18 protein-coding genes are annotated in these 21,083 nt (G+C 71.7%); 11 read left to right on the forward strand and 7 right to left on the reverse strand.

From position 1 onward, the window contains the following. Positions 1 to 17: 17 nt before the first annotated feature. Entirely contained in the window at positions 18 to 1,607 is a 1,590-nt protein-coding gene (locus ACTOWY_RS19220; RefSeq protein WP_441311025.1) for an FAD-dependent monooxygenase, read from the forward strand. Positions 1,608 to 1,619: 12 nt separating this feature from the next. Here ACTOWY_RS19220 and ACTOWY_RS19225 read toward each other — a convergent pair whose 3' ends face one another. Together ACTOWY_RS19225 and ACTOWY_RS19230 are read right to left on the reverse strand one after the other, a co-directional pair. After that, positions 1,620 to 2,555: a hypothetical protein gene (locus tag ACTOWY_RS19225; RefSeq protein ID WP_441311026.1), complete on the reverse strand. Its 936-nt coding sequence runs from the start codon at positions 2,553 to 2,555 to the stop codon at positions 1,620 to 1,622. Positions 2,556 to 2,557: 2 nt separating this feature from the next. Further along, positions 2,558 to 2,932, reverse strand: coding sequence for a MerR family transcriptional regulator (locus ACTOWY_RS19230; RefSeq protein ID WP_441311027.1), 375 nt, complete (start codon positions 2,930 to 2,932; stop codon positions 2,558 to 2,560). Positions 2,933 to 3,027: 95 nt separating this feature from the next. On the opposite strand from ACTOWY_RS19230, the gene ACTOWY_RS19235 reads away from it, so the two are divergent. Next, positions 3,028 to 4,167 carry a serine hydrolase domain-containing protein gene (locus tag ACTOWY_RS19235; RefSeq protein WP_441311028.1) on the forward strand — a complete coding sequence of 380 codons (1,140 nt, stop codon included), beginning with the start codon at positions 3,028 to 3,030 and terminating at the stop codon, positions 4,165 to 4,167. A gap of 9 nt (positions 4,168 to 4,176) precedes the next feature. On the opposite strand, the gene ACTOWY_RS19240 is transcribed toward ACTOWY_RS19235, so the two are convergent. Further along, positions 4,177 to 4,761, reverse strand: a complete 585-nt coding sequence (locus tag ACTOWY_RS19240) for a TetR/AcrR family transcriptional regulator (RefSeq protein ID WP_441311029.1) — start codon at positions 4,759 to 4,761, stop codon at positions 4,177 to 4,179. An 81-nt stretch (positions 4,762 to 4,842) separates the two neighbouring features. Here ACTOWY_RS19240 and ACTOWY_RS19245 point away from each other — a divergent pair, with 81 nt between their 5' ends. Further along, entirely contained in the window at positions 4,843 to 5,742 is a 900-nt protein-coding gene (locus ACTOWY_RS19245; RefSeq protein ID WP_441311030.1) for an SDR family NAD(P)-dependent oxidoreductase, read from the forward strand. On the opposite strand, the gene ACTOWY_RS19250 is transcribed toward ACTOWY_RS19245, so the two are convergent. Both ACTOWY_RS19250 and ACTOWY_RS19255 read right to left on the reverse strand, forming a co-directional pair. Continuing rightward, positions 5,702 to 6,667, reverse strand: a complete 966-nt coding sequence (locus tag ACTOWY_RS19250; RefSeq protein WP_441311031.1) for a DMT family transporter — start codon at positions 6,665 to 6,667, stop codon at positions 5,702 to 5,704. The two genes, ACTOWY_RS19245 and ACTOWY_RS19250, sit on opposite strands and share 41 nt — an antisense overlap. A 61-nt stretch (positions 6,668 to 6,728) precedes the next feature. After that, positions 6,729 to 7,847, reverse strand: a complete 1,119-nt coding sequence (locus tag ACTOWY_RS19255; protein WP_441311032.1) for a hypothetical protein — start codon at positions 7,845 to 7,847, stop codon at positions 6,729 to 6,731. A 129-nt stretch (positions 7,848 to 7,976) separates the two neighbouring features. Between ACTOWY_RS19255 and ACTOWY_RS19260 the strand changes: the two genes are divergently transcribed. Together ACTOWY_RS19260 and ACTOWY_RS19265 are read left to right on the forward strand one after the other, a co-directional pair. Continuing rightward, positions 7,977 to 11,042 (forward strand): NACHT domain-containing protein, encoded by a 3,066-nt coding sequence (locus ACTOWY_RS19260; protein ID WP_441311272.1) that lies wholly within the window; start codon positions 7,977 to 7,979, stop codon positions 11,040 to 11,042. Next, the gene (locus ACTOWY_RS19265) at positions 11,039 to 14,116 is read left to right on the forward strand and encodes an NACHT domain-containing protein (protein ID WP_441311033.1); all 3,078 of its coding nucleotides are present in this window, start codon (positions 11,039 to 11,041) and stop codon (positions 14,114 to 14,116) included. Before ACTOWY_RS19260 ends, ACTOWY_RS19265 begins: the two co-directional genes overlap by 4 nt. A gap of 27 nt (positions 14,117 to 14,143) precedes the next feature. Here the strand turns inward: ACTOWY_RS19265 and ACTOWY_RS19270 are convergent, their stop codons facing one another. Continuing rightward, complete coding sequence (locus ACTOWY_RS19270) at positions 14,144 to 14,695, reverse strand: flavodoxin family protein (RefSeq protein ID WP_441311034.1); 552 nt, start codon at positions 14,693 to 14,695, stop codon at positions 14,144 to 14,146. A 106-nt stretch (positions 14,696 to 14,801) separates the two neighbouring features. Between ACTOWY_RS19270 and ACTOWY_RS19275 the strand changes: the two genes are divergently transcribed. Together ACTOWY_RS19275 and mobA are read left to right on the forward strand one after the other, a co-directional pair. Continuing rightward, entirely contained in the window at positions 14,802 to 15,266 is a 465-nt protein-coding gene (locus tag ACTOWY_RS19275; RefSeq protein ID WP_247762637.1) for a MarR family winged helix-turn-helix transcriptional regulator, read from the forward strand. A 6-nt stretch (positions 15,267 to 15,272) separates the two neighbouring features. Further along, positions 15,273 to 15,860, forward strand: coding sequence for a molybdenum cofactor guanylyltransferase (gene mobA, locus ACTOWY_RS19280; RefSeq protein ID WP_441311035.1), 588 nt, complete (start codon positions 15,273 to 15,275; stop codon positions 15,858 to 15,860). Here mobA and ACTOWY_RS19285 read toward each other — a convergent pair. Next, a complete protein-coding gene (locus ACTOWY_RS19285) occupies positions 15,833 to 16,444 on the reverse strand; it encodes a TetR/AcrR family transcriptional regulator (RefSeq protein ID WP_441311036.1) in 612 nt (203 codons plus the stop codon). The two genes, mobA and ACTOWY_RS19285, sit on opposite strands and share 28 nt — an antisense overlap. A gap of 92 nt (positions 16,445 to 16,536) precedes the next feature. Between ACTOWY_RS19285 and ACTOWY_RS19290 the strand changes: the two genes are divergently transcribed. The 4 genes from ACTOWY_RS19290 to ACTOWY_RS19305 all read left to right on the forward strand — a co-directional run bounded on the left by ACTOWY_RS19290 (position 16,537) and on the right by ACTOWY_RS19305 (position 20,881). Continuing rightward, a complete protein-coding gene (locus tag ACTOWY_RS19290; RefSeq protein ID WP_441311037.1) occupies positions 16,537 to 17,751 on the forward strand; it encodes a cytochrome P450 family protein in 1,215 nt (404 codons plus the stop codon). A 96-nt stretch (positions 17,752 to 17,847) separates the two neighbouring features. Next, positions 17,848 to 18,936, forward strand: a complete 1,089-nt coding sequence (locus ACTOWY_RS19295; protein WP_441311038.1) for an AAA family ATPase — start codon at positions 17,848 to 17,850, stop codon at positions 18,934 to 18,936. After that, positions 18,933 to 19,910, forward strand: a complete 978-nt coding sequence (locus tag ACTOWY_RS19300; RefSeq protein ID WP_441311039.1) for a DUF58 domain-containing protein — start codon at positions 18,933 to 18,935, stop codon at positions 19,908 to 19,910. Before ACTOWY_RS19295 ends, ACTOWY_RS19300 begins: the two co-directional genes overlap by 4 nt. Then, positions 19,910 to 20,881, forward strand: coding sequence for a VWA domain-containing protein (locus tag ACTOWY_RS19305; protein ID WP_441311040.1), 972 nt, complete (start codon positions 19,910 to 19,912; stop codon positions 20,879 to 20,881). The genes ACTOWY_RS19300 and ACTOWY_RS19305 overlap by 1 nt, the downstream gene beginning before the upstream one ends. Positions 20,882 to 21,083 lie beyond the last annotated feature (202 nt).

The raw sequence follows: 21,083 nt of genomic DNA on the forward strand, positions 1-21,083 counted from the left end.
CCGGCTACAGTGTAGCCATGACAGATACAACGTATCCAGAAGTGCCGGTGCTGGTGGTCGGCGGCGGCAGCGTCGGGCTGCTCACCGCGGCGCTGCTCACCCACCACGGTGTCCCCACGGTGCTCGTCGAACGCCGGTCCGGACCCTCGGTCCATCCGCGCGCCACCGGCATCGGGCCGCGCACCGTCGAGATCCTCCGCGAACTCGGCCTGGACGCCGCCGTCGACGCCGTCGCGGTCGACCTCCGCGGCGCCACGGCCAAGGCGGTGGCCCGGACCGTCGTCGAGATGGGCGCGGGCGACGTGGTGACCGTGCCCATGCCCGCCCCGTCCGCCGCCGAACTGGCCACCACGCCGTTCCGGCTGCGCGGGGTCTGCGCGCAGGACCGCCTCGACGCCGTGGTGGCGGCCGACCTCGCGCGCCGCGGCGCGGATCTACGCTGGTCGACCCGCCTGGTCGGCATCACCCAGGACGCCGCCGGGGTGGACGTCGAACTGGACGGACCCGACGGCCGCTACTCGGTGCGCTGCGCGTACGTGGTGGCCGCCGACGGCACGCACAGCGCCGTGCGGACCGCGCTGGGCGTGGGCACCTCCGGCGCGGGCGACCTGGGCAAGTCCATGATCAACATCCTGTTCCGCGCCGACCTCCGGCCCTACCTGCGCGGGATGTCCTTCGGCACCTGCACGATCACCACACCGGCGGCGCCCGGGCTGCTGGCGACCGTGGACGGCGAGACGAACTGGGTCTTCCACGTCACCTGCGACATCGACGGGGGCGAGCGCCCCGAGGACTTCACACCTGAGCGCTGCACCGCGGTCGTCCGGGCGGCGGTCGGCGATCCCGGCCTCGCCGTGGAGGTGCGCAGCGTGCTCCCGTGGCGGCCCCGCAGTGTCCTGGCCGACCGCTTCACGCTCGGCCGGGTGTTCCTCGTCGGCGACGCCGCGCACACCGTGTCGCCGCTGGGCGCCTTCGGCCTCAACACCGGGGTCGCCGACGCGCACAACCTGGCGTGGAAGCTGGCCGCCGTGCACCAGGGCGCGGCGGGCGCCGGGCTGCTCGACACCTACGCCCGGGAGCGCGAGCCGGTCGCCGTGGCGACGATGGACCAGGCGACGCGCAGGCTCGCCGACCCGGCGCTGCACTGGGGGCTTGGACCGGAGGCCGACGCCGCCAGGGCGGCCGCGGGGGTGTGGGCGGCGCCGATCGTGCACCTGGGCCAGCGGTACGACTCGGCCGCCGTCGTCGACCCGCGGCCGGAACTACCATCCACAGTGGACCTGGCGGTGGCGCTGGACGGGTCGCCGGGTTCCCGGGTGCCGCACGCGTGGGTCGACGGGGTCTCCACGCTCGACCTGGTCGCGTCCCGGTGGACCCTGCTGGTGGGCGCCGCGGGGGACCGGTGGCTTGATGCCGCGGCGGCGGCCGGACTGCCGGCGCACCGGGTCCACGCACCGTGGCTGTCCGAGGACGGGGCCCTGCTCGTGCGACCCGACGCGATCGTCGCGATGCGGGTCACGGCACCGGTCCCGGACCCGGCGCGATTCCTCGCCGACGTCCTGGACCAGGTGCTGGCCCGGCCGGTCCCGGTGCCGCGCGGGAAGTAGCCGGCAAAGTGATCATTTCGCGGCGGAAAGGGCATTCGCCCGGCGCAGGCGCTCGGCCGCCTGCGCCCGGACGGCCTCGCCGCACACCGGCCGATCGCCGTGCAGTGCCTCCCAGCGCGCGTTGTGCACGGCTGGCCACAGGCTGGCCGCCCACGCGATCTCCTGCTCCGCCAAGGTGAACCGGCGTCCCCGCAGTTCCTGATAGGCCGCCAGGAACGCGGCGGAACTCTCGATCGGGGCCAGCGTTGGCGGCGAGGCACTGGCGAACGTCCCGCACGCCGCACCCACCAGGGCCGCCTCCGGCTGCCAGGCCAGGCTGTCCCAGTCGTGCACGGCCCACACGTTTCCGTTGCGCCAGCGCAGGTTCTGCGCCTCGAAGTCGGCGTGGCCCAGCACGCACGGCAGGTCGGCGGCCAGCAACCGCGCGCGGGCCCGCTCGGCCGTGTCGACGACGTGACCGGGCACGGCGCGCTGGTCCCGTTCGTCGAGGAAGCCGATCGCGGGCCACAGTCCGGAATCCCGGTGATCCCACCGTGCCCAGCGCGGATTCGGCAGTGGCGGCGGCACGGTCACCTCGGCCAGTGCGGCCATCAGCCGGGCGAACACCGCCGCGTAGCGCACCGCGACCGCCGGTGCGTCGCCGCGCAGCAGGTCGCCGCCGGGCCGGGACTGCTCGGCGTGCACGGCCAGCGCGCCGACGCCGACCACTGGCGTGACCGGCCGGGGACACGGGAATCCCCGCTCCGCCAACAGTTTCTGCGCGGCCACACAGGACGCGGCCCGCCCGTCGTCCGTCCGTGCCTTGACCACCACATCCCGCCCGCCGGCCAGCCGCAGCCCGTACACCGCCGAGATCGACCGCAGCGCGAACCGCACGCCGACCGGCTCGGCCCCCAGCACGTCCGCACACCAGCCCGGCAACCACTCCGGCAGCTCGTCCACCCGCATGGTCAGGACTGCGCCGCGCAGGGCTTTCCCGCGGCCAGTGAGGTGGCCGAGGTGGTGATGATGGCGTCGAGCCGGTCCCTGGTCGAGGTCAGCCCGGCGAGCTGGCCGTTGATCCGGTCCCGCTCGGTGGTCAGCCGGTCGAGCAGCTCCGGGGTCACCTCGCCGGTCAGCACACACGGCAGGATGCCCAGGATGGTCCGGCTGGACAGGCCGGCCGCGTAGAGCTGCTGGATCAGCTGGACCCGGCCGACCGCGCCGTCCGGGTAGTGCCGTTGCCCGCTCGCGCTGCGCTCCGACCCCAGCAGCAGTTGTTCCTCGTAGTACCGCAGCGCCCGGACACTCACACCCGTCCTGGCGGCCAGCTCGCCGATGCGCATGCCCAGACCCAATCCTTGCCTGTTCGGACCCACCTGTTGCCTCTTCGCACTCAACCCTTGCCTCTGACGTCAACGTCAGGTTTTAGCTTAACGGCATGACCGAGATCCGGGGCAGACACGATGCCCGATTCGAGACCGTCCGCGCCGCGTTCGCGGAGAACGTGGCCACCGGCGAGGAACTGGGCGCGTCCCTGGTGCTCGACATCGACGGCGAGACCGTGCTCGACCTGTGGGGCGGCTACCGCGACCAGGCCCGCACCGCCGGGTGGGAGGAGCACACCATCACCAACGTCTGGTCCACCACCAAGACCGTCACCAGCCTGGCGGCGCTGATGCTGGTGGACCGCGGCGACCTCGACCTGTACGCGCCGGTGGCCAAGTACTGGCCCGAGTTCGCCGCCAACGGCAAGGACAGGATCGAGGTCCGCCACCTGCTCGCGCACACCTCCGGGGTCTCGGCCTGGGAGCAGCCGGTCGTGGCCGAGGACGTCTTCGACTGGGAACGCTCCACCGCGATGCTGGCCGCGCAGGCCCCGTGGTGGGAACCGGGCACCGCCTCCGGCTACCACCTGCTCAACTTCGGCCACCTGGTCGGCGAGGTCGTCCGCCGGGTGAGCGGCAAGCCGCTGAAGCGGTTCGTCGCCGAGGAGATCGCCGGCCCACTGGGCGCGGACTTCCAGATCGGCGCGGCCGAGCGGGACTGGGGCCGGATCGCGGACCTGGTGCCGCCGCCGCCCTTGGACTTCGACCTGGAAGCACTGGGGCCGGACAGCCTGATCGTCCGGGGCATGACCGGACCGGCGATGACCGCGGAGGTGGCAGGCACCGCGGCCTGGCGGCAGGCGGACATCGGCGGGGCGAACGGGCACGGCAACGCCCGATCGGTGGCCAGGATGCTCTCCGCGCTCGCCCTCGGCGGCACGGTCGACGGCGTCCGGCTGCTGGGCCAGGACACCATCGAGGCCATCTTCACCGAGCAGGCCAACGGCATCGACCTCTCGCTGGGCATCCCGCTGCGCTGGGGGATCGGCTACGCGCTGCCCCGGCCGGACCTGCTGCCCTGGATCCCCGAGGGCAAGATCTGCTTCTGGGGCGGCTGGGGCGGCTCGATGATCATCATGGATCTGGAGCGGCGGATGACGATCTCCTACGTGATGAACCGGATGGCGCCCGGCATCATCGGCTCCGACCGCAGCGGGACCTACGTCAAGGCGATCTACGACGCGCTGCGCTGAGCCGCGGACTCAGATCCCCGGCCAGCCGCGTTCCAGGTGCGCGAAGGCGGTGTCCAGGGCGGCCCTCGGGTCCTCGGCCCGCGCGGCCAGGTCGGGGATCTCCAGCACATAGCGGGCCAGCAGCCGCAGCGACAGCTCGTCCTCGGCCCGGCCGGTCTCCGCGGCGAGCACCCTGGTCAGCGCGGCCTCGGCGCTGGTCCACAACGCGCGGGCGTGCGCGCGCAGCGCCGGGGTGGCCACCACCAGGTCGGTGCGGCGGCGGTAGTCCGGGCTCGGATCCGGGTGGAACGGGCCGCGGGTGGCCAGGAAGTCCTTGAGCGCCACCAGGATCGAACCGCCCGCCGGGCGCTCGCGGACCGCGGCGGTCAGCGCGGCCGCCCGTTCGGCGCCATCGCCCAGGATCAGCGCCTCCTTGCCGCCGGGGAAGTGCGCGAACAGGGTGGACACCGCGGTGTCCGCGGCCTCGGCGATCTGGGCCACGGTGACCTGGTCGAAGCCGCGCTCCAGGAACAGCCGCAGTGCCGCGTCGGCCAGGGCCTGGCGGGTGGCGGCCTTCTTGCGTTCCCGTCGCCCGGTGGTGGGAGTCCGCGCCATGCCCGGACCGTACCTGAACGGCTAGTGACTACAAAATCGGAGTCATTGCGACTTTGTAATCATTCCGACTATATTGCGTCCATGTCGTTCAACCAGCGGGCCGAGGGCCGGAACTTCCTGGTCACCGGGGGCAACGCGGGCATCGGGTACTTCGTCGCCGAGCAGCTCGCGGCCACCGGCGCCACGGTGCTGCTCGGCAGCCGGAACCCGGCCAGGGCCGAGGCCGCGCTGACCTCGATCCGCGGCCGGGTGCCCGGCGCGCGGGTCCGCCACCTGCCCATGGACCTGGCGGACCTGTCCTCGCTCAAGTCCACTGTGGACGATCTGGCGGTGGACCGCCTGGACGCGGTGGTGCTCAACGCGGGCGTGTACCTGGACGAGCCGGACCGCCGGGTGAGCGCCGAGGGCCACGAGTTGATGTTCGCCACCAACCACCTCGGCCACTTCGCGCTGATCGCGCACCTGGCCCCGCTGCTGGCCGCCACCGCGGGCAGCCGGGTGGTGACCACCGGCAGCCTCACCGCGAAATCGGTCGCCCTGGACTTCGACGACCTGCACAGCACCCGGGACTACCAGCCCACCCGCGGCTACGCCCGGTCGAAACTGGCCCAGATGCTGTTCGGGTTCGAGCTGGCCCGCCGGAGCGGCACGACGCTGAGCGTCATCACCCATCCCGGCGGCGCCCTGGACTCACTCACCCCGTCCCGGCCGCCGGTGCACGTGCGCACCACCGGCCGGCGATGGGGTGCCCTGGCAGTCGGGATGGTGTTGCAGGGCAAGGACAAGGCCGCCCGGATCGCGGTGCACGCGGTGCTGGACCCGGCGGTGCGCCCTGGTCAGCTGTGGCAGCCGCGGGTGTTCGGCCTGCGGGGCGCGCCGAGGCAGGCGGCGGTGCGCGGGGTGTTCGCGGACCGGGTGGCGGCGGCCCGGCTGTGGCAGGTCAGCGCCGAGCTGACCGGGATCGAACCGGAGCTGGGCTGAGCCCGCGGGTGCGGGCCGCCAGCAGCACCGCGACCAGGGTGAGTGCCGCGCCCGCCCAGGTGGCCAGGGTCGGGCTCGGGCCTGGGGTGACCGCGTCGATGACCACCGCGCCGAGCAGCTGTCCGGCCACACTGGCCAGGCCGTAGACCAGGACGCCGATCTCGCGCACGGCCAGGGTGGCCACCGCGACCACGGCGATGCCGATCATGCCCGCCAGGTAGAACCACGGCTGGCTGGGGAAGTCCCGGCCGGGCCAGCCCTGCACGGCCACCTGCCCGCCGAGCAGCACGGCCAGGGTCAGCGTGGCGACCAGGAAGTTGAGGGTGGTCGCGGGCCAAGGCGACCCCGCCGCGGCGGCCACCCGGCCGTTGAACGCCGACTGCACCGCCCCGGCCGCCCCCGCGACCAGCGGTAATGCCACCAGGATGAGGGTGCTGGTGTTGCCGAAGCGGTCCAGTCCGGCCACCGCGACCGCCAGCACGCACAGCAGCGCGCCGCCGAGCCGGGCCGTGGTCACCGGCCGCACCCCGCCCGGCCCGAGCCCCCACCGGTCCGCGGCCAGACTGCCGCTGACCGTGCCTGCCACGATCGCCACGGTGAACACCGCGACCCCGAGGGAGGTGACCGTGACGCCCTGACCACCCACGATCAGTGCCCCGGCGATCCCGCCCGCGCACTGCCACCAGCGCAACTCGCCGCCACGCACCGCGTCCCGTAGCTTGCGCAGTCCGCGCCGGCCTGCCGGTAGCGCGGGCACCACGGCCAGCAGCACCAGCAACCCGCCGGCGGTGGTCAGCAGCGAGGCGGCGAACCCACTGCCGAGCCGGGCCCCGAACTCGCCGTTGATCCGCGCCTGTCCGGCCAGGCCCACCCCGGCGATCACCGTCGCCGACACCGCGAGCGCCCGCCGCGGCCTGATCTCCACAACTGTCACGTTGGTCGATTCTTACCGCCCGGACCAGGGCGTGCGCGCGGATTTCGGCCGTTCACCAGTCCCGCACCTCCTCCACCCCCTCGGCCAGCAGGGCCAGCACGTCCCGCTGACCGCCCGCGAGGTGTGCCAGGGCCGCGTACAGCTCCTCGCGTTCCACCGTCTCGATGAAGCCCGAGCGCGCGTCCAGCTCGTTGAACCTGGTGCCGTACTCGCGGCCGATCTCGGCCAGCTGGGCAGGCCGGTCGGCGGCGGGGTCGGCGAGCACGGCCAGCACCGCGCGCCGGGTCTGTTTGTACTGGGCGATCGCCTTCTTGTACCGGGCCGGGCTGATGCCCTGCCGCCCGTCCCAGTCGCGCAGCGGGTTGTCCCGGTTCTCCGCCACCCACTCGGGTTTCCGGGCGGCCCGGATGTCCAGATGCACGCCCTGGGGGATTTCCGGCTTCCACTTCCGGCGGGTGGCGGTGGCGTACTCGGCGGGGATGCCGTCCAGGCTGATCGCCTCGATCTCCGGGACCCGGTGCGGCAGCAGGCACTCGGCGGCGGTCATGCCGAATAGCTCCCACACGGCGAGCCTGCGCAGCCCGGTCAGCTCGTTGAGTGCGACGGCGTTACGCAGCAGGCCCAGCTTGCCGCGCAGGGTGAGGTGCTGAAGGTGGGGGAACTTGGTGACCAGCGGCGCGCAGTCCAACTCCTCGATGTCGCGCACGGTCAGCCAGCGCACGCCCGGGTCCGGCTCGGCCTGGCCGACCTCGGCGCTGGTGTGCTCGGCCGCCCACGGCGTGACCGGCTCCTCGGTGAGCTGCGCGTCCCAGCGGCGCTGACGGTCGAGCTGGTGCCCGAGGTACCAGCCGGTGGAGTAGGAGTTCGTCGCCTCCGGGCCCAGCAGCGGCAGCGAGCCGATCACCCGGTAGCTGCGCGGCAGCACCCACTCCCAGTTGGTGTGCGCCAGGGTGCCGTTCCAGCTGTGATGGGTCAGCCGCAACGGGCCGACCTCACCCAGATCGGCCAGGGTGGCGGGCTCCGGGCCGGACCAGGCCAGTTCGAGCACGGCGGCCAGTTGCGACTCCGGGGACAGCCCGGTGACCTGGGCCGCGGTCCACTCGCCGAGGTGCTCGCTGAAGGCGGTCACGATGTCACCCGGCGCCAGCGGGCGCGGCGGAGTAGCGCTCATGACCGGCAGGGTAGGCCGAACGACTGACATTCCCGCCGGTTCGCTAACCGGGCCGGGCCGGCGTTCGACAGACTGCGCACGGCACCGGAGGCGGGGGAGGCTGTCATCAGCGGGCTGGAGCTGCTCGACCTGGGCAAGATCATCGCGGAGAAGGCGGTGACCGCGTGGCTGCGCAGGCACCGGGCCCGCCAGCAGCGCACGGCCAGCCTGGCCGAACTGGCCGCGGCGGAACTGGCCGGTCCGGTGCAGCGGGACAAGCTGAACCGGCTGCTGGGCAACGTCGGCGGGCAGGTCGCCGAACGCCTGGAACTGGTCCTGGCCACCCGGTTCACCTCCCTGCCAGGCAACGTCGGCGGGCAGGTCGCCGAACGCCTGGAACTGGTCCTGGCCACCCGGTTCACCTCCCTGCCAGGCAACGAGATCGCCGCCGCACTGGCCGGGGCCGGGGACGCACTGGCCGAGGTCGAGCTGACCGATGACCTGCTGTTCGCGGTCGACGCCGACGGGGACAAGCTCGCCGCGCACGTCCGCTCGGTCTGCCCACCGCCCCGCGGCCTGGCCGAACCCGCCGCCCAGCTCTACGACATCGCCCTGGACCAGTCCTGCCGCTACCTGGCCCAGGTGATCCAGCACCTGCCCGCGCTGCCGCCCCGCGCGCTCGCCGAAACCTTGTCCCGGCTGACCGCGCAGACCGCCCAGCTCGACGAACTCCTGGCCCGGGTACCGCGCTCCACCCTGCACGCACCCCGCGGCACCGGGCACGACGCCGAGTTCACCGCGGCCTACCTGCGGCACATCGATTCCACATTGGACAGTGTGCTGCTGCTCGGGCTGGCAACGCACGAACAGCCGAAACTGGCGTTGAGCATGGCGTACCTGAGCCTGAGCGTGTCCAGCACGCTGGACCGCCGCAGCCGGTCCACCCGGCGCCGCCCGGACCGGCACTGGTTCGCTGAGACCGGCGAGGAAACCACCAGCACCGGCCGGGTGGAGGCCGCGATCGGCGCCGCGGACCGCAGTTTTGTCCGTGGTGAGGCGGGTTCCGGCAAGACCACGCTGCTGCACTGGCTGGCCGTCACCGCCGCCCGCGCCGCCTTCACCGAACAGCTCGCGGACTGGAACTCCTGCGTGCCCTTCGTGATCCGGCTGCGCGCGCACGCCACCGGCGAACTGCCCCGCCCCGAACAGTTCCTCCAGGACGCCTGGCCCAGCCGCGCCGCCGAAATGCCCGAACTGTGGGTGCACCGCCGACTCGACGAGGGCAGTGCGCTGCTGCTGGTCGACGGGGTGGACGAGGTGCCGTCCGCGCGGCGGCCGCAGGTGCACGCCTGGCTGGCCGAACTGGCCCGCGAGTTCCCCCAAGCTCGGATCGTGGTCACCGCCCGCCCTGCCGCGGCCGAGGCGAAATGGCTGGCCGCCGAGGGTTTCGCCGCGGTCACCCTGGAACCGATGAACCGCGAGGACCTCGACCAGTTCGTGGCCCGCTGGCACGAGGCCGCACACCGCGCGCACAGCCTGCCCTGCGACCCGGCCGAACTGCCCGCCGCCCAGCGCCGCCTGCGCAACCAGTTCGCCAGCCGCCCGCACCTGCGCACCCTGGCCGCGAACCCGTTGCTGGCCGCCATGCTGTGCGCCCTCAACCTGGACCAGGTCACCGAACTGCCACGCAACCGGATGGAGCTGTACCGCAGGGCCCTGGAAATGTTGCTGGAGACCAGGGATGTCAAGCGCGGCATAGCGGGGATGCTGGACGTGGCGCAGAAACGGGTCCTGTTGCGCGACCTGGCCTGGCGACTCACCGAGGCCAACCGGATCGAACTGGCCAGGTCTCGCGCCGAGGAACACGTGGCCCGCAAACTGCCCGCGATGCCCAACGTGACCGAGTCCGCGGATCACATCCTGGACCACCTCCTGGAACGCAGCGGGGTGTTGCGGGAACCGGTGCCGGGCACGGTGGACTTCGTGCACCGGACCTTCCAGGAGTACCTGGCGGCGAGTGAGGCGACCGAGCAGGGGCGGATCGAGAAGCTGGTCTCGCAGGCGCACCTGGACGTGTGGTGGGAGACCATCGTGATGGCCTGTGGGCACGCGAAACGCACCCAGGCCGATCTGCTGCTGACCGAGATCCTGGACCGGGCGGCGGCGGAACCTCGGCGGGCCAGGCATTTGCGGCTGCTGGCGGCGGCCTGCCTGGAGACGGTGGACGAACTGGATCCGGCGGTGCGGGCGCGGGTGGACGCGTTGATCGAGCAGCACCTGGTGCCGCCGCGGAGTGTGCGGGAGGCGGGATCGCTTGCCGCCATCGGGCATCGGGTGCTGCGATACTTTCCGTCCACATTGGACGATCTCTCGGAGGCTGCGGCAGCGGCGACCGTGCGGGCGGCGGCGTTCACCGAGAACCAGGAAGCACTGGGGCTGTTACGCGGGTATGCGGCGGATCCGCGGGATCGGGTGCAGGACGAACTGGCCAGGGCCTGGCGGTACTTCGAGCCGCAGCGCTACGCCGAGGAAGTGCTCGCCGAGGCGCCGTTGCGGGACGGGATCATCCGGGTCCGGGACGAACACCTGCTGCCGTTCGTGGACCGGCTCACCCGGCTGCGCGGCCTGGCGGTCAACCTGGAATCGGGCCGTCGGCTGGTGCCCCTGGAGATCATCGCCGGACTGCCCAACCTCGTGGTGGTGAGCCTCGACCTCCCACACGAGACCATTGATCTGGCACCCCTGGCCGAGCATCCGACGCTGCACACCGTGGAACTCTTCGCCGCCGCGAACTACCGGCGGCGCGAGGTGCTGACCCAGCTGCCCGCCCTGGCCAACCTGGCGCTCTTCCAGCTCGAACCCATGGACGACATCCAGTTCGTGCGCACGCTGCCCGACCTGCAAACCCTGTCCCTGGACCAGCTCTACCGGATCGAGGACTATTCCCCACTGGACGACCTGGCTTCGGTGTGGCGGCTCAACCTCTGGTCCACCCCGACCCTGCTGAGCAGTTCCGGGCGGTGCTGGCCGAGCGTCCGGAAACTGCTGCTGGGCGTGGCGGGTCCCGAGGTGCTGGACCGACTTCCGGGCCTGTTCCCCAACCTGGAAACACTGACCGTCGACCGGTACACCGCCCGCACCCTGGCTCCAGTGGAGCGGTTGTCGTTGCGGAAATTGGAGATCCGGCGAAGCGACCACAACCTGGGGAGGCCGTGATCAGCGGCGTGGAAGTGCTCAAGCTCGGCCAGACCGTGGCCACCCGGGCCGCAGCCGCCTGGCTGCGCAAGCACCGGGAACGGAAGGAACGCGTCGCCACCCTCGCCGAGCTGGCCGCCGAACAACTCGCCGGTCCACTGCACCTGCGCAAGTGGGACAACTTCCTCAACAACCTCGGCCTCCAGATCGCCGAACGCCTCGAACCCCTCCTGGACAACCGCTTCCCCGGCCTGCCCGGCAACGAAATCCAGGCAGCCCTGGACGCCGCCGGGGATGCCCTGGCCGAGGTTGAACTCTCCGACGACCTGCTTCTGGGCGCCGACCTCGACGCTGACAAGCTGGCCGCGCACGTGCGCTCGGTGTGTCCCGGCCAGGTCCGGGTGGCCGGACTGTCCGAAGACGGGGCCCGGCTCTACGAAGTCGCCCTGGACCAGTCCTGCCGGTACCTGGTCGAGGTGGTGCGCTGGCTGCCCGCCTTCCAGCCCCGGGCCCTCGCCGAGGCGCTCGGGCGGCTGGGCGCGCTGAGCGGGCAACTGGACGAGGTGCTGGCCCGGATCCCGCGCAGCACCCTGCACGCCCCGCGCGGCACCGGGCACGACGCCGAGTTCACCGCCGGATACCTGCGCCACCTCCAGTCCACATTGGACAGACTGGAACTGCTGGGACTCACCATGCAGGAACAGCCGCGGCTGGCGTTGAGCGTGGCTTACCTGAGCCTGTCGGTGTCCGAGACGACGCAGCCGCGGGCCCGGCGGGAACTCGCCGACGGACGCTGGTTCGGCGAGATCGAACGCGGACCGGTCAGCGGACGGGTGGAAGCCGCCATCGGGGCCACCGAACGCACCCTGGTACGCGGCGAAGCTGGCTCCGGCAAGACCACCCTGCTCGACTGGCTCGCGGTCACCGCGGCCCGCGGCCACTTCACCGGCGGGCTCGCCGAGTGGAACGGGTGCGTGCCATTCCCGGTGCGACTGCGCAGTTTCGCCGCGGGGGAGCTGCCCCGGCCGGAACAACTGGTCGCGCACGCCTGGCCGATGCGCGGAGCCCAGATGCCCGAGGGCTGGGCGCACCGGCGGCTCAGCGACGGCACCGGACTGGTGCTCCTGGACGGCGTCGACGAAGTACCCGCCGGACAACGCGCCGAGGTGCGCAACTGGCTGCGGCAACTCGTTGCCGAATTCCCCCTCGCTCGGATCGTGGTCACCGCGCGGCCCGCCGCGGTGGAGGAGAAATGGCTGGCCGACGAAGGATTCCGGGCCGTGCTCCTGGAACCCATGACCGGCGACGACATCCGCCAGTTCATCGAACGCTGGCACACCGCCGCCGAAGCGGCCACCTTCCTGCCCTGCGCACCCGGTGACCTGCCCGCCGCCCGGCAACGCCTGCTCAACCAGTTCGCCAACCGCCCGCAACTCCGCGCACTGGCCGCCAACCCGTTGCTGTGCGCCCTGTTGTGCGCACTCAACCTGGACCACGTCGCTGATCTGCCCCGCAGCCGGATGGAACTCTACGAACGCGCCCTGGCCATGCTCCTCGACATCCGGGACGCCAAACGCCGCATCGCCGGACTCCTCGACGTCGCCCAGAAACGGGTGCTGCTGCGCGACCTCGCCTGGCGGCTCACCCTGGCCAACCGGATCGAACTGCCCAGGGACAAGGCCCTCGGCCACCTCGCCCGCAAACTCCCGGCCATGCCCAACGTCACCGAACCCGCCCCGGAAATCCTGGACCACCTCCTGGAACGCAGCGGCGTGCTACGCGAACCGGTGCCCGGCCGGGTCGACTTCCTGCACCGCACCTTCCAGGAGTACCTGGCCGCCAGCGAAGCCACCGAACAGGACCACATCGACACCCTGGTCGCGCACGCCCACCTGGACGGCTGGTGGGAAACCGTGGTGATGGCCGCCGGACACGCAAAGCGCACCCAGGCCGACGAACTCCTGGCCGAGATCCTGGACCGAGCCGACCACGAACCCCGGCGCGCCCGGCGCCTGCGCCTGCTCGCCGCGGCCTGCCTGGAAACCGTGCAGGAGATCGACGCCGGCCTGCACGACCGGATCGACACCCTCATCCGCACCCACCTGGTGCCACCCCGCAGCATCCGGGAAACCGAGTCGCTGGCCGCCATTGGCCACCGCCTGCTGCGCTACCTACCGTCCACTGTGGACGAACTCTCCGAGGCGGCGGCGGTGGCCACCGTGCAGGCCGCCGCGCTCACCGGCAGCGCCGAGGCACTCACCACCCTGGCCGGGTACGCGCGGGATCCGCGGCACCGCGTGCAACAGGAACTGATCCGGGCCTGGCGGATGTTCGACCCGGCCCGCTACGCCGAGGAAGTCCTGGCCGACGCGCCACTGCACAACGGCCTCATCCAGATCGGCCGGGGCCGGTTCCTGCCGCACCTGGCCAAGCTGCGCCGGCTGACCAAAGTGAGTGTGGCGGTGGCCGAAGACCAGGTCAGCGGCCTGGAAGTGCTCGACGGGCTCCCGCTGACCGACGCGCTGTGGCTCAGATTCGACGGGCAGCCGGTGGATCTCGGCCCGCTGCTGGGCCACCGCGGCATCCGGCACCTGCACCTGATGGGCGCCGCGCACTACCGGCGGCTCGACGTGCTCGCCCAGCTCCCGGGGCTGACCGATCTGACGCTGTACCAACGAGAACCCTGGGCGGACCTGGACTTCCTGCGACCGCTGTCCGGGCTGCGCACCCTGAAACTCGACCAGCTGACCCGGATCACCGACTACGCCGCCCTGGACGACTTGCCCAGTCTGGACCGGCTGTCCCTGAACGACCTGACCAGGCTCGACTCGTCCACCGGCCGGGCCTGGGCGACCGTGCGCACCCTGTACTTCAGCTGGTGGGCCGATCCGCGCTGCCTCGACCAGCTCGCCGAGCGGTTCCCGGCACTGAGCAGCCTCCGGCTCTTCAGCGGCGAACTGCCCTCGGCCGAGCCGATCGCCGCCCTGCCGCTGCGCACGCTCTACCTGTCGCGCTGCGGATCCCCCGACCTGAGCCCGCTGGGCGGCCGGGACATCGAGATCCACGTGGACGGTGTTGCCCGCTCCCAACCGTGAGAGCGGGCAAACCCCCAGTTCACCCACTCACACCGAAGCGAAGAACACCTTCACGTTCGCCATCGCCTCGGTGTCGGCCAGCACGTCGTCCGGCTTGCTGCCGTTGCCGGTCAGCGCGCCCCCGAACTCCATCTTCAAGTACTCCGCCGACCGCCGGAGCGTGTCGATCAAGGCGTCCGCCTGGTGCGGCTCCTCGCTCAGCGCGGTGATCACCCACAGTCGCTTCCCGGCCATCCGGCCCTTGAAGCCCAGCTCCTCGATGTCGAACCAATCGCTCCAATAGTCGAGGTAGCGCTTGGTCGAGGAGGACACCGTGTACCAGTAGGTCGGTGAGGCGATCACGATGTCGGTGGCCGCCACCGTGGCGTCCAGCAGGAGTTTCTCGGTGCCCTGTGGCGCCGCGTGCAGACGTTTGCCCGGCACATGGCGGCGGTCCGCATAGTCCGTCAGGGGCATCGTGGCGAGGTTGAACCACTGTTGCTCGACGTTCGTAGGGAGATTTTCCGCAGCGTTACGTGCCAATGTCTCTGTGTTACCACCCAGGCGTGAGCTGCCGAGGAGGAACAGGAACGAGCGCATAGAACGGGGACCTTCCTAGGGGATAGAGTAGATGCATGCACCTACATGTACTTCGACTGAGTTGGATACTGGCACCGGAGGTAGGCTCCGGTCAAGGGGCGTGGTTGTGGGGAAGACAGTGACGGCGAAGAACACGACGACGGCCGCGCCGGACGCGGTCGACGAACCGGCCTGGCGCCGGGTGATCACCCTGCATGGACGGATCGAGCAGGAGCTGGCCAAGGCGCTGCAGCGGCGGTTCGGGCTCGGGCTGACCGAGTACCGGGCGCTGAGCAGACTGGCCGAGGTGGACGGGTGCAGCCTGCGCATGCAGGTGCTCGCCGACGCCATCGGGCTCAACCAGAGTTCGGTGTCCAGGCTGGTCGCGCGGCTGGAGGAGGCCGGGCTGACCGTGCGGGACCCCTGCGAGAACGATCGGCGCGGGGTGTACTCGATGCTCACCCCGGAAGGCAGGGAACGCCAGGCGCTGGCCGAACCGGTCTACCGGGAAACGCTCAGTTCCGCGCTGGACAAGGCCGCCAACGACCCCGACCTCGCCGAGGCCGTGGCCGCGTTGCGGGCGGCGGGCTGATCATCGATGACACGCTGGGACGCCGTGGTGCTCGCCGGGGGACGGGCGAGCCGATTGCACGGCGTGGACAAACCGGCCCTGCGACTCGGCGGACGCAGCCTGCTGGACCACGCGCTGGACGCTGTCGCGGCGGCGGAGCGTGTGGTGGTGGTCGGTCCACAACGGACGGTGACCCGCCCGGTGTCCTGGACACGTGAGGAACCAGTCGGATCGGGACCGCTTGCGGCACTGGGGGCCGGGCTGTCCCGACTGTCCACATCGGAGGGTCTGGTGGCGGTGCTCGCCGCCGACCAGCCGGGTGTCACCGCCGCCACGGTGGCCAGGCTGCGCGCCGCACTGTCCGAAGTGGACGAAGCGGACGGCGCGCTGCTGGTGGATGCGGGCAGGCGGCAGTGGCTCACCGGGGTGTGGCGGATCGGCGCGTTGCGCGCGGCCATGCCGGAGCATCTCGCCGGCGCGGCGTTGCGCGCGCTCTTCGGCGGGTTGACCGTGGTGGAGGTGCCCGCGGACGTGCGCGAAGGGCGGGACGTGGACACGCCCGAGGACCTCGCGGCCTGGCGGGCCGGTTATCCGGATTCGGGCAGCTCGGTCTGACCCGGCGCGCTGGTCAGCATGGCCCCGTAGGCCCGCTCGATCAGCTTCGAGGGATCGTAGGTCTGGCCCAGGTTCCACGGCATCAGCATGCTCAGCTGCAGGCCGCGCAGGAAGATCCCGATCATGTCCAGGGTCTCCCGGTCGGCCGGGAGGCCCTGTAGTCGGTGGTTGAGCCCCATCTGCCGGGTGACCAGCTCGTTCAGCTCGTGCAGGGTCGGCCGCAGGCCCGGTCGCCGGATCGCCTCCAGGTTCAGCTCCAGCATGGCCAGGTTGAAGATCCGGCCCTCGTCCTCGACCCCGGTCAGCATCAGGCCGATCGCCTCGGAGGCCTCGTCCGGGGAGGCCATCTTCTCCGGGAAGCCCTCGATGGTGCTGATGATCTCCCAGTGCCGCTCGGCCACCCGGTTGGCCACCGCCACCCAGAGCGCGTCCCTGGTGCGGAAGTAGTTCGAGGTCGTCCCGGTGGGCACCGCGGCGTGTTTGTCCACCGTCCGGTGGGTCAGGCCGTGGCCGCCGTCCCTGGCCAGGACGTCGATCGCGGCGTCGGCCAGGTGCTTCTTGCGCGCTTCGTTCTGGGGTGGCACGTGATCAGTCTGCCGCACTCTCGTCCGCTCGCCAGGGAAGTTACTGCTATGGTAGTACTACGAACGTAGTAAACGGGCGTTGAGGAGGGGAAATGTCGACCACGCGGTACCAGGAAGACCAGATCGTCGCGAGCATCCAGGCGTTGGGCCCGGCGCTGGCGGAGATCACCGAGCCGGAGCCGCCGAAGCTGCTGTGGGAGCTGGGCGGGCGGCAGCAGTGGGTGCTCACCCGGCACGCCGATGTCACCGCGCTGCTGGCCGCGCCGCAGGCCACCGTGCGGGTGCAGGTGCCGGCCAACCCGCAGGGCCCGATCGGCGAGGCGCTGATGGCCATCGGCGAGCTGCTCGGCGGGTCGATGCTGCAACTGGACCCGCCGGAGCACACCCGGCAGCGCAAGCTCGTGGTGCGTGCCTTCAGTGCCCGCCGGGTGGACGCGCTGCGGCCGCGGATCGAACAGATCACCGCGGAGCTGCTCGACGAGCTGGCCGAGCGGAGCGGGCCGGTGGATCTGGTGGCGGAGTACGCCTTCCAGGTGCCGATCAGGGTGATCTGCGAACTGCTGGGCGCGCCGGTGGACAAGCGCGAGCTGTTCCGGGCGTGGTCGCACGCGATGACCTCGCTGTTCGCCGACCTGGCCAACGCGCCCAGGCACATCGGGCTGCTCAACGACATGGCCGCCTACCTGCGTGAGCTGGTCGTGGTCAAACGCGGCGCGGGCGCGGGCGATCTGCTCGGCGACCTGGCCGCGGTGGAGGTCGACGGCCAGCGCCTCACCGACGCGGAGATGGTCGCGATGTCCGCGTTGCTGATCTTCGCCGGGCACGAGACCACCACCAACCTGATCGCACTGGGCATGCGCGCGCTACTCAGCCACCCCGATCAGTTCGAGTTGCTGCGCACCCGGCCGGAGCTGCGCAACAGCGCGATGGAGGAGTTCCTGCGCTTCGACGGGCCGATCAACCCCGGTCTCAACCGCGCCATCACCGCGGACCTGCCGGTGGGTGGCGTGGTGATCCCGGCGGGCAGCGCGGTCTACGCCGGGGTGAGCTTGGCCAACCGGGACCCGGCGGTCTTCGCCGACCCGGACCGCCTGGACGTCACCAGGGACGTGGGCAAGCACCTCGGCTTCGGTCACGGCATCCACTTCTGCCTGGGTGCGCGACTGGCCAAACTGGAGGGTGAGGTGGCCGTGGGGGCGCTGATCGAGCGCTTCCCCGGGATGCGGCTGGCGGTGCCGGTGCAGGAGCTGAAGCTGCGGATCAGCGGCATGCGGGCGCTGGACACGCTGCCGGTTGAGCTGAGCTGATCTTCACAGGGGTCATACCCGACGCGAGGTTTGCTGTGTACCGGCACGAGTGGGGTGCGTGCCGGTACACAGTCTTTCGTTCTAGGAGGTTCGCCAGTGACCGAGCCCGGGTACGCCGAGGGCGCGGCCGCGATCACGCCCGCGCGCGACGCACAACTGCTTGAGCGCACCGTGTTCGAGGTCAAGCGCGTCATCGTCGGCCAGGACCGGCTGGTGGAACGCATGCTGGTGGGGCTGCTGGCCAAGGGGCACCTGCTGCTGGAGGGCGTGCCCGGGGTGGCCAAGACCCTCGCGGTGGAGACCTTCGCGCGGGTGGTCGGCGGCTCCTTCTCCCGCCTCCAGTTCACCCCCGACCTGGTGCCGGCCGACATCCTCGGCACCCGGATCTACCGGCAGGGCACCGAGAGCTTCGACGTCGAGCTGGGCCCGGTGGTGGCCAACTTCGTGCTCGCCGACGAGATCAACCGCGCGCCCGCCAAGGTGCAGTCGGCCATGCTGGAGGTGATGGCCGAGCGGCACGTGTCCATCGGCGGCAAGACCTTCCCGATGCCCGACCCGTTCCTGGTGCTGGCCACCCAGAACCCGATCGAGAACGAGGGCGTCTACCCGCTGCCCGAGGCGCAGCGCGACCGCTTCCTGTTCAAGATCATCGTCGAGTACCCGACCGCCGAGGAAGAGCGCGAGATCGTCTACCGGATGGGGGTCACCCCGCCGGAGCCGTCCCAGGTGCTCAGCCCGGAGGAGCTGGTCCGGCTGCAGGGCGTGGCCAGCAAGGTCTTCGTGCACCACGCGCTGGTCGACTACGTGGTCCGGGTGGTGCTGGCCACCCGCTCGCCCAACGAGCACGGCCTCGGCGACGTGGCGGGCTGGATCGCCTACGGCGCCTCCCCGCGCGCCACCCTGGGCATCGTGGCGGGCGCCCGCGCGCTGGCCCTGGTCCGCGGCCGGGACTACGTGCTGCCGCAGGACGTGGTGGACGTGGTGCCGGACGTGCTGCGGCACCGCCTGGTGCTCTCCTACGACGCCCTGGCCGACGGTGTGCCCATGGACCACCTGGTCTCCCGGGTGCTGCAGACCGTGCCGCTGCCGCAGGTCTCCGCGCGCCCGCAGGCGCCGCAGCCGCAGCTCGGCGCGCCGATGCAGCAGCCGCCCGTCCCGCAGGCCGCGCCGGTCCAGCGCCCGTGACCGGCGCGCCGACCCCCGACACCCCGGCCGCGCCGGAGACCCCGGCGGTCAAGCGGCCGTCCTGGGCGCCGCCCGCGCTGGACGAGGGTCGCCTCGACGTGGCGTTGCGCACCCTGGAACTGACCGTCCGGCGCAGGCTGGACGGGTTGCTGCAGGGCAACCACCTCGGCCTGGTGCCGGGGCCGGGCACCGAACCGGGTGAGGCGCGGCCGTACCAGCCGGGTGACGACGTGCGCCGGATGGACTGGGCGGTCACCGCCCGCACCACCGTGCCGCACATCCGGGAGACGGTGGCCGACCGCGAGCTGGAGACCTGGGTCGTGGTCGACCTGTCGCCGAGCCTGGACTTCGGCACCGCCGCCTGCGAGAAGCGGGAGCTGGCGGTGGCCGCGGTGTCCGCGGTGACCCACCTGACCGGGGGCGGCGGCAACCGGATCGGCGCGATCGTGTCCACCGGCGAGCACACCGAACGCGTCCCCGCGCGCGGCGGCCTCGCCCACGGCAGCGGCCTGCTACGCCGGATCGCGCAGACCAAACGCGCCCCCGACGGCACCCGCGGCGACCTCGCGCTGGCCCTGGAACAGTTGCGCCGCCCGCCGCGCAGGCGTGGCCTGGCCGTGGTGATCTCGGACTTCCTCGGTCCGCTGAGCTGGGAACGCCCGCTGCGCGCGCTCTCGGCCCGGCACGACCTGCTGGCCATCGAGGTGCTCGACCCGCGAGACGTGGAGCTGCCCGACGTGGGAACCGTCGTCCTGTCCGATCCGGAGAGCGGCAAACAGCGCGAGGTGCACACCACCCCGTTGCTGCGCAAGGAATTCGCCGCCGCGGCCAGTGCGCACCGGGACCAGGTGGCCGCGGTGCTGCGTGGTGCCGGCGCCGGTCACCTGGTGCTGCGCACCGACTCGGACTGGGTCGCCGACACCGTCCGGTTCGTGGTGGCCCGCAAGCGCCGCTGGTCGGGAGGGGTGGCCTGATGTTCGGCCTCAGCCTGCGCGGATTCACCGCGCCCTGGTGGTTCCTGCTGGCGCTCGCGGTGGCGGTGCTGGTGGTGGTGTACCTGCTGGTGCAGCGGCGCCGGCGCCGCTACGTCATGCGCTTCACCAACCTGGAGCTGCTCGAGAAGGTCATCCCCAAGCGGCAGAACTGGGTCCGGCACGTGCCGCCCGCGCTGCTCGCGGTGGCGCTGATCCTGCTCACCGTCGCGCTCACCGGCCCCACCTCGGAACAGCGGGTGCCGCGCAACCGGGCCACGGTGATGCTGGTGATCGACGTGTCGCTGTCCATGCAGGCCACCGACATCAAGCCGACCCGGCTGGAAGCGGCGAAGAAGTCGGCCAAGTCCTTCACCGAGGGCCTGACCAAGGGCGTCAACCTGGGCCTGATCTCCTTCGCGGGTTCCGCGGTGGTGCTGGTCTCGCCCACGGTCGACCGCAAACCGGTGGCTGATTCCATTGACACCCTCAAACTGGGCCCCGCCACCGCCACCGGTGACGCGCTGAACGCGGCCATGGCCACCATCGAGTCCTTCGGCAAACTGCTCACCGGCGCGGACGGCCCGCCGCCCGCCCGGATCGTGCTGATGACGGATGGCAAGAAGACGGTCGGCGCGGAGCCGGTCGAGGTCGCGACCCGGGCAGGCAAGGCGAAGATCCCGATCTCGGCGATCGCCTTCGGCACGGACTACGGCACGATCGAGACCGAGGGCCGGGTCACCAACGTGCCCGCGGACGTGGAGACCATGAAGGAGATCGCCGAGGCATCCGGCGGCGACTTCCACAAGGCCGACACCGCGGAGCAGCTGCAGAAGGTCTACGACACCCTCGGCGAACAGATCGGCTACGAGACCAAGGAAGACGACGCCAGCCGCCCCTGGCTGATGCTCGGCACCCTGGCCCTCATCATCGCGGCCGGCACCTCCCTGGTCTTCGGCCAACGCCTCCCATAACAGGCTCTCCCCCTCCCAGCGTGTTGGCCGTTGTTGTACGCCGAGTTGGCCGTTATAGACGCCGAGTTGGCCGTTGTGGACGGCGAGTTGGCCCAACTCGTACGCCACGTTGGCCGTTGTGGGACGGGCGGGGCAAGGGGTGGGGGGTGAAACCCCACGACGAGGGCTCTCGCGTGTTCTCCGTACGGCCTGGAGCATGCAG

The sequence above is a fragment of the Crossiella sp. CA198 genome, assembly GCF_052078295.1.
Classification (GTDB): Bacteria; Actinomycetota; Actinomycetes; order Mycobacteriales; family Pseudonocardiaceae; genus Crossiella.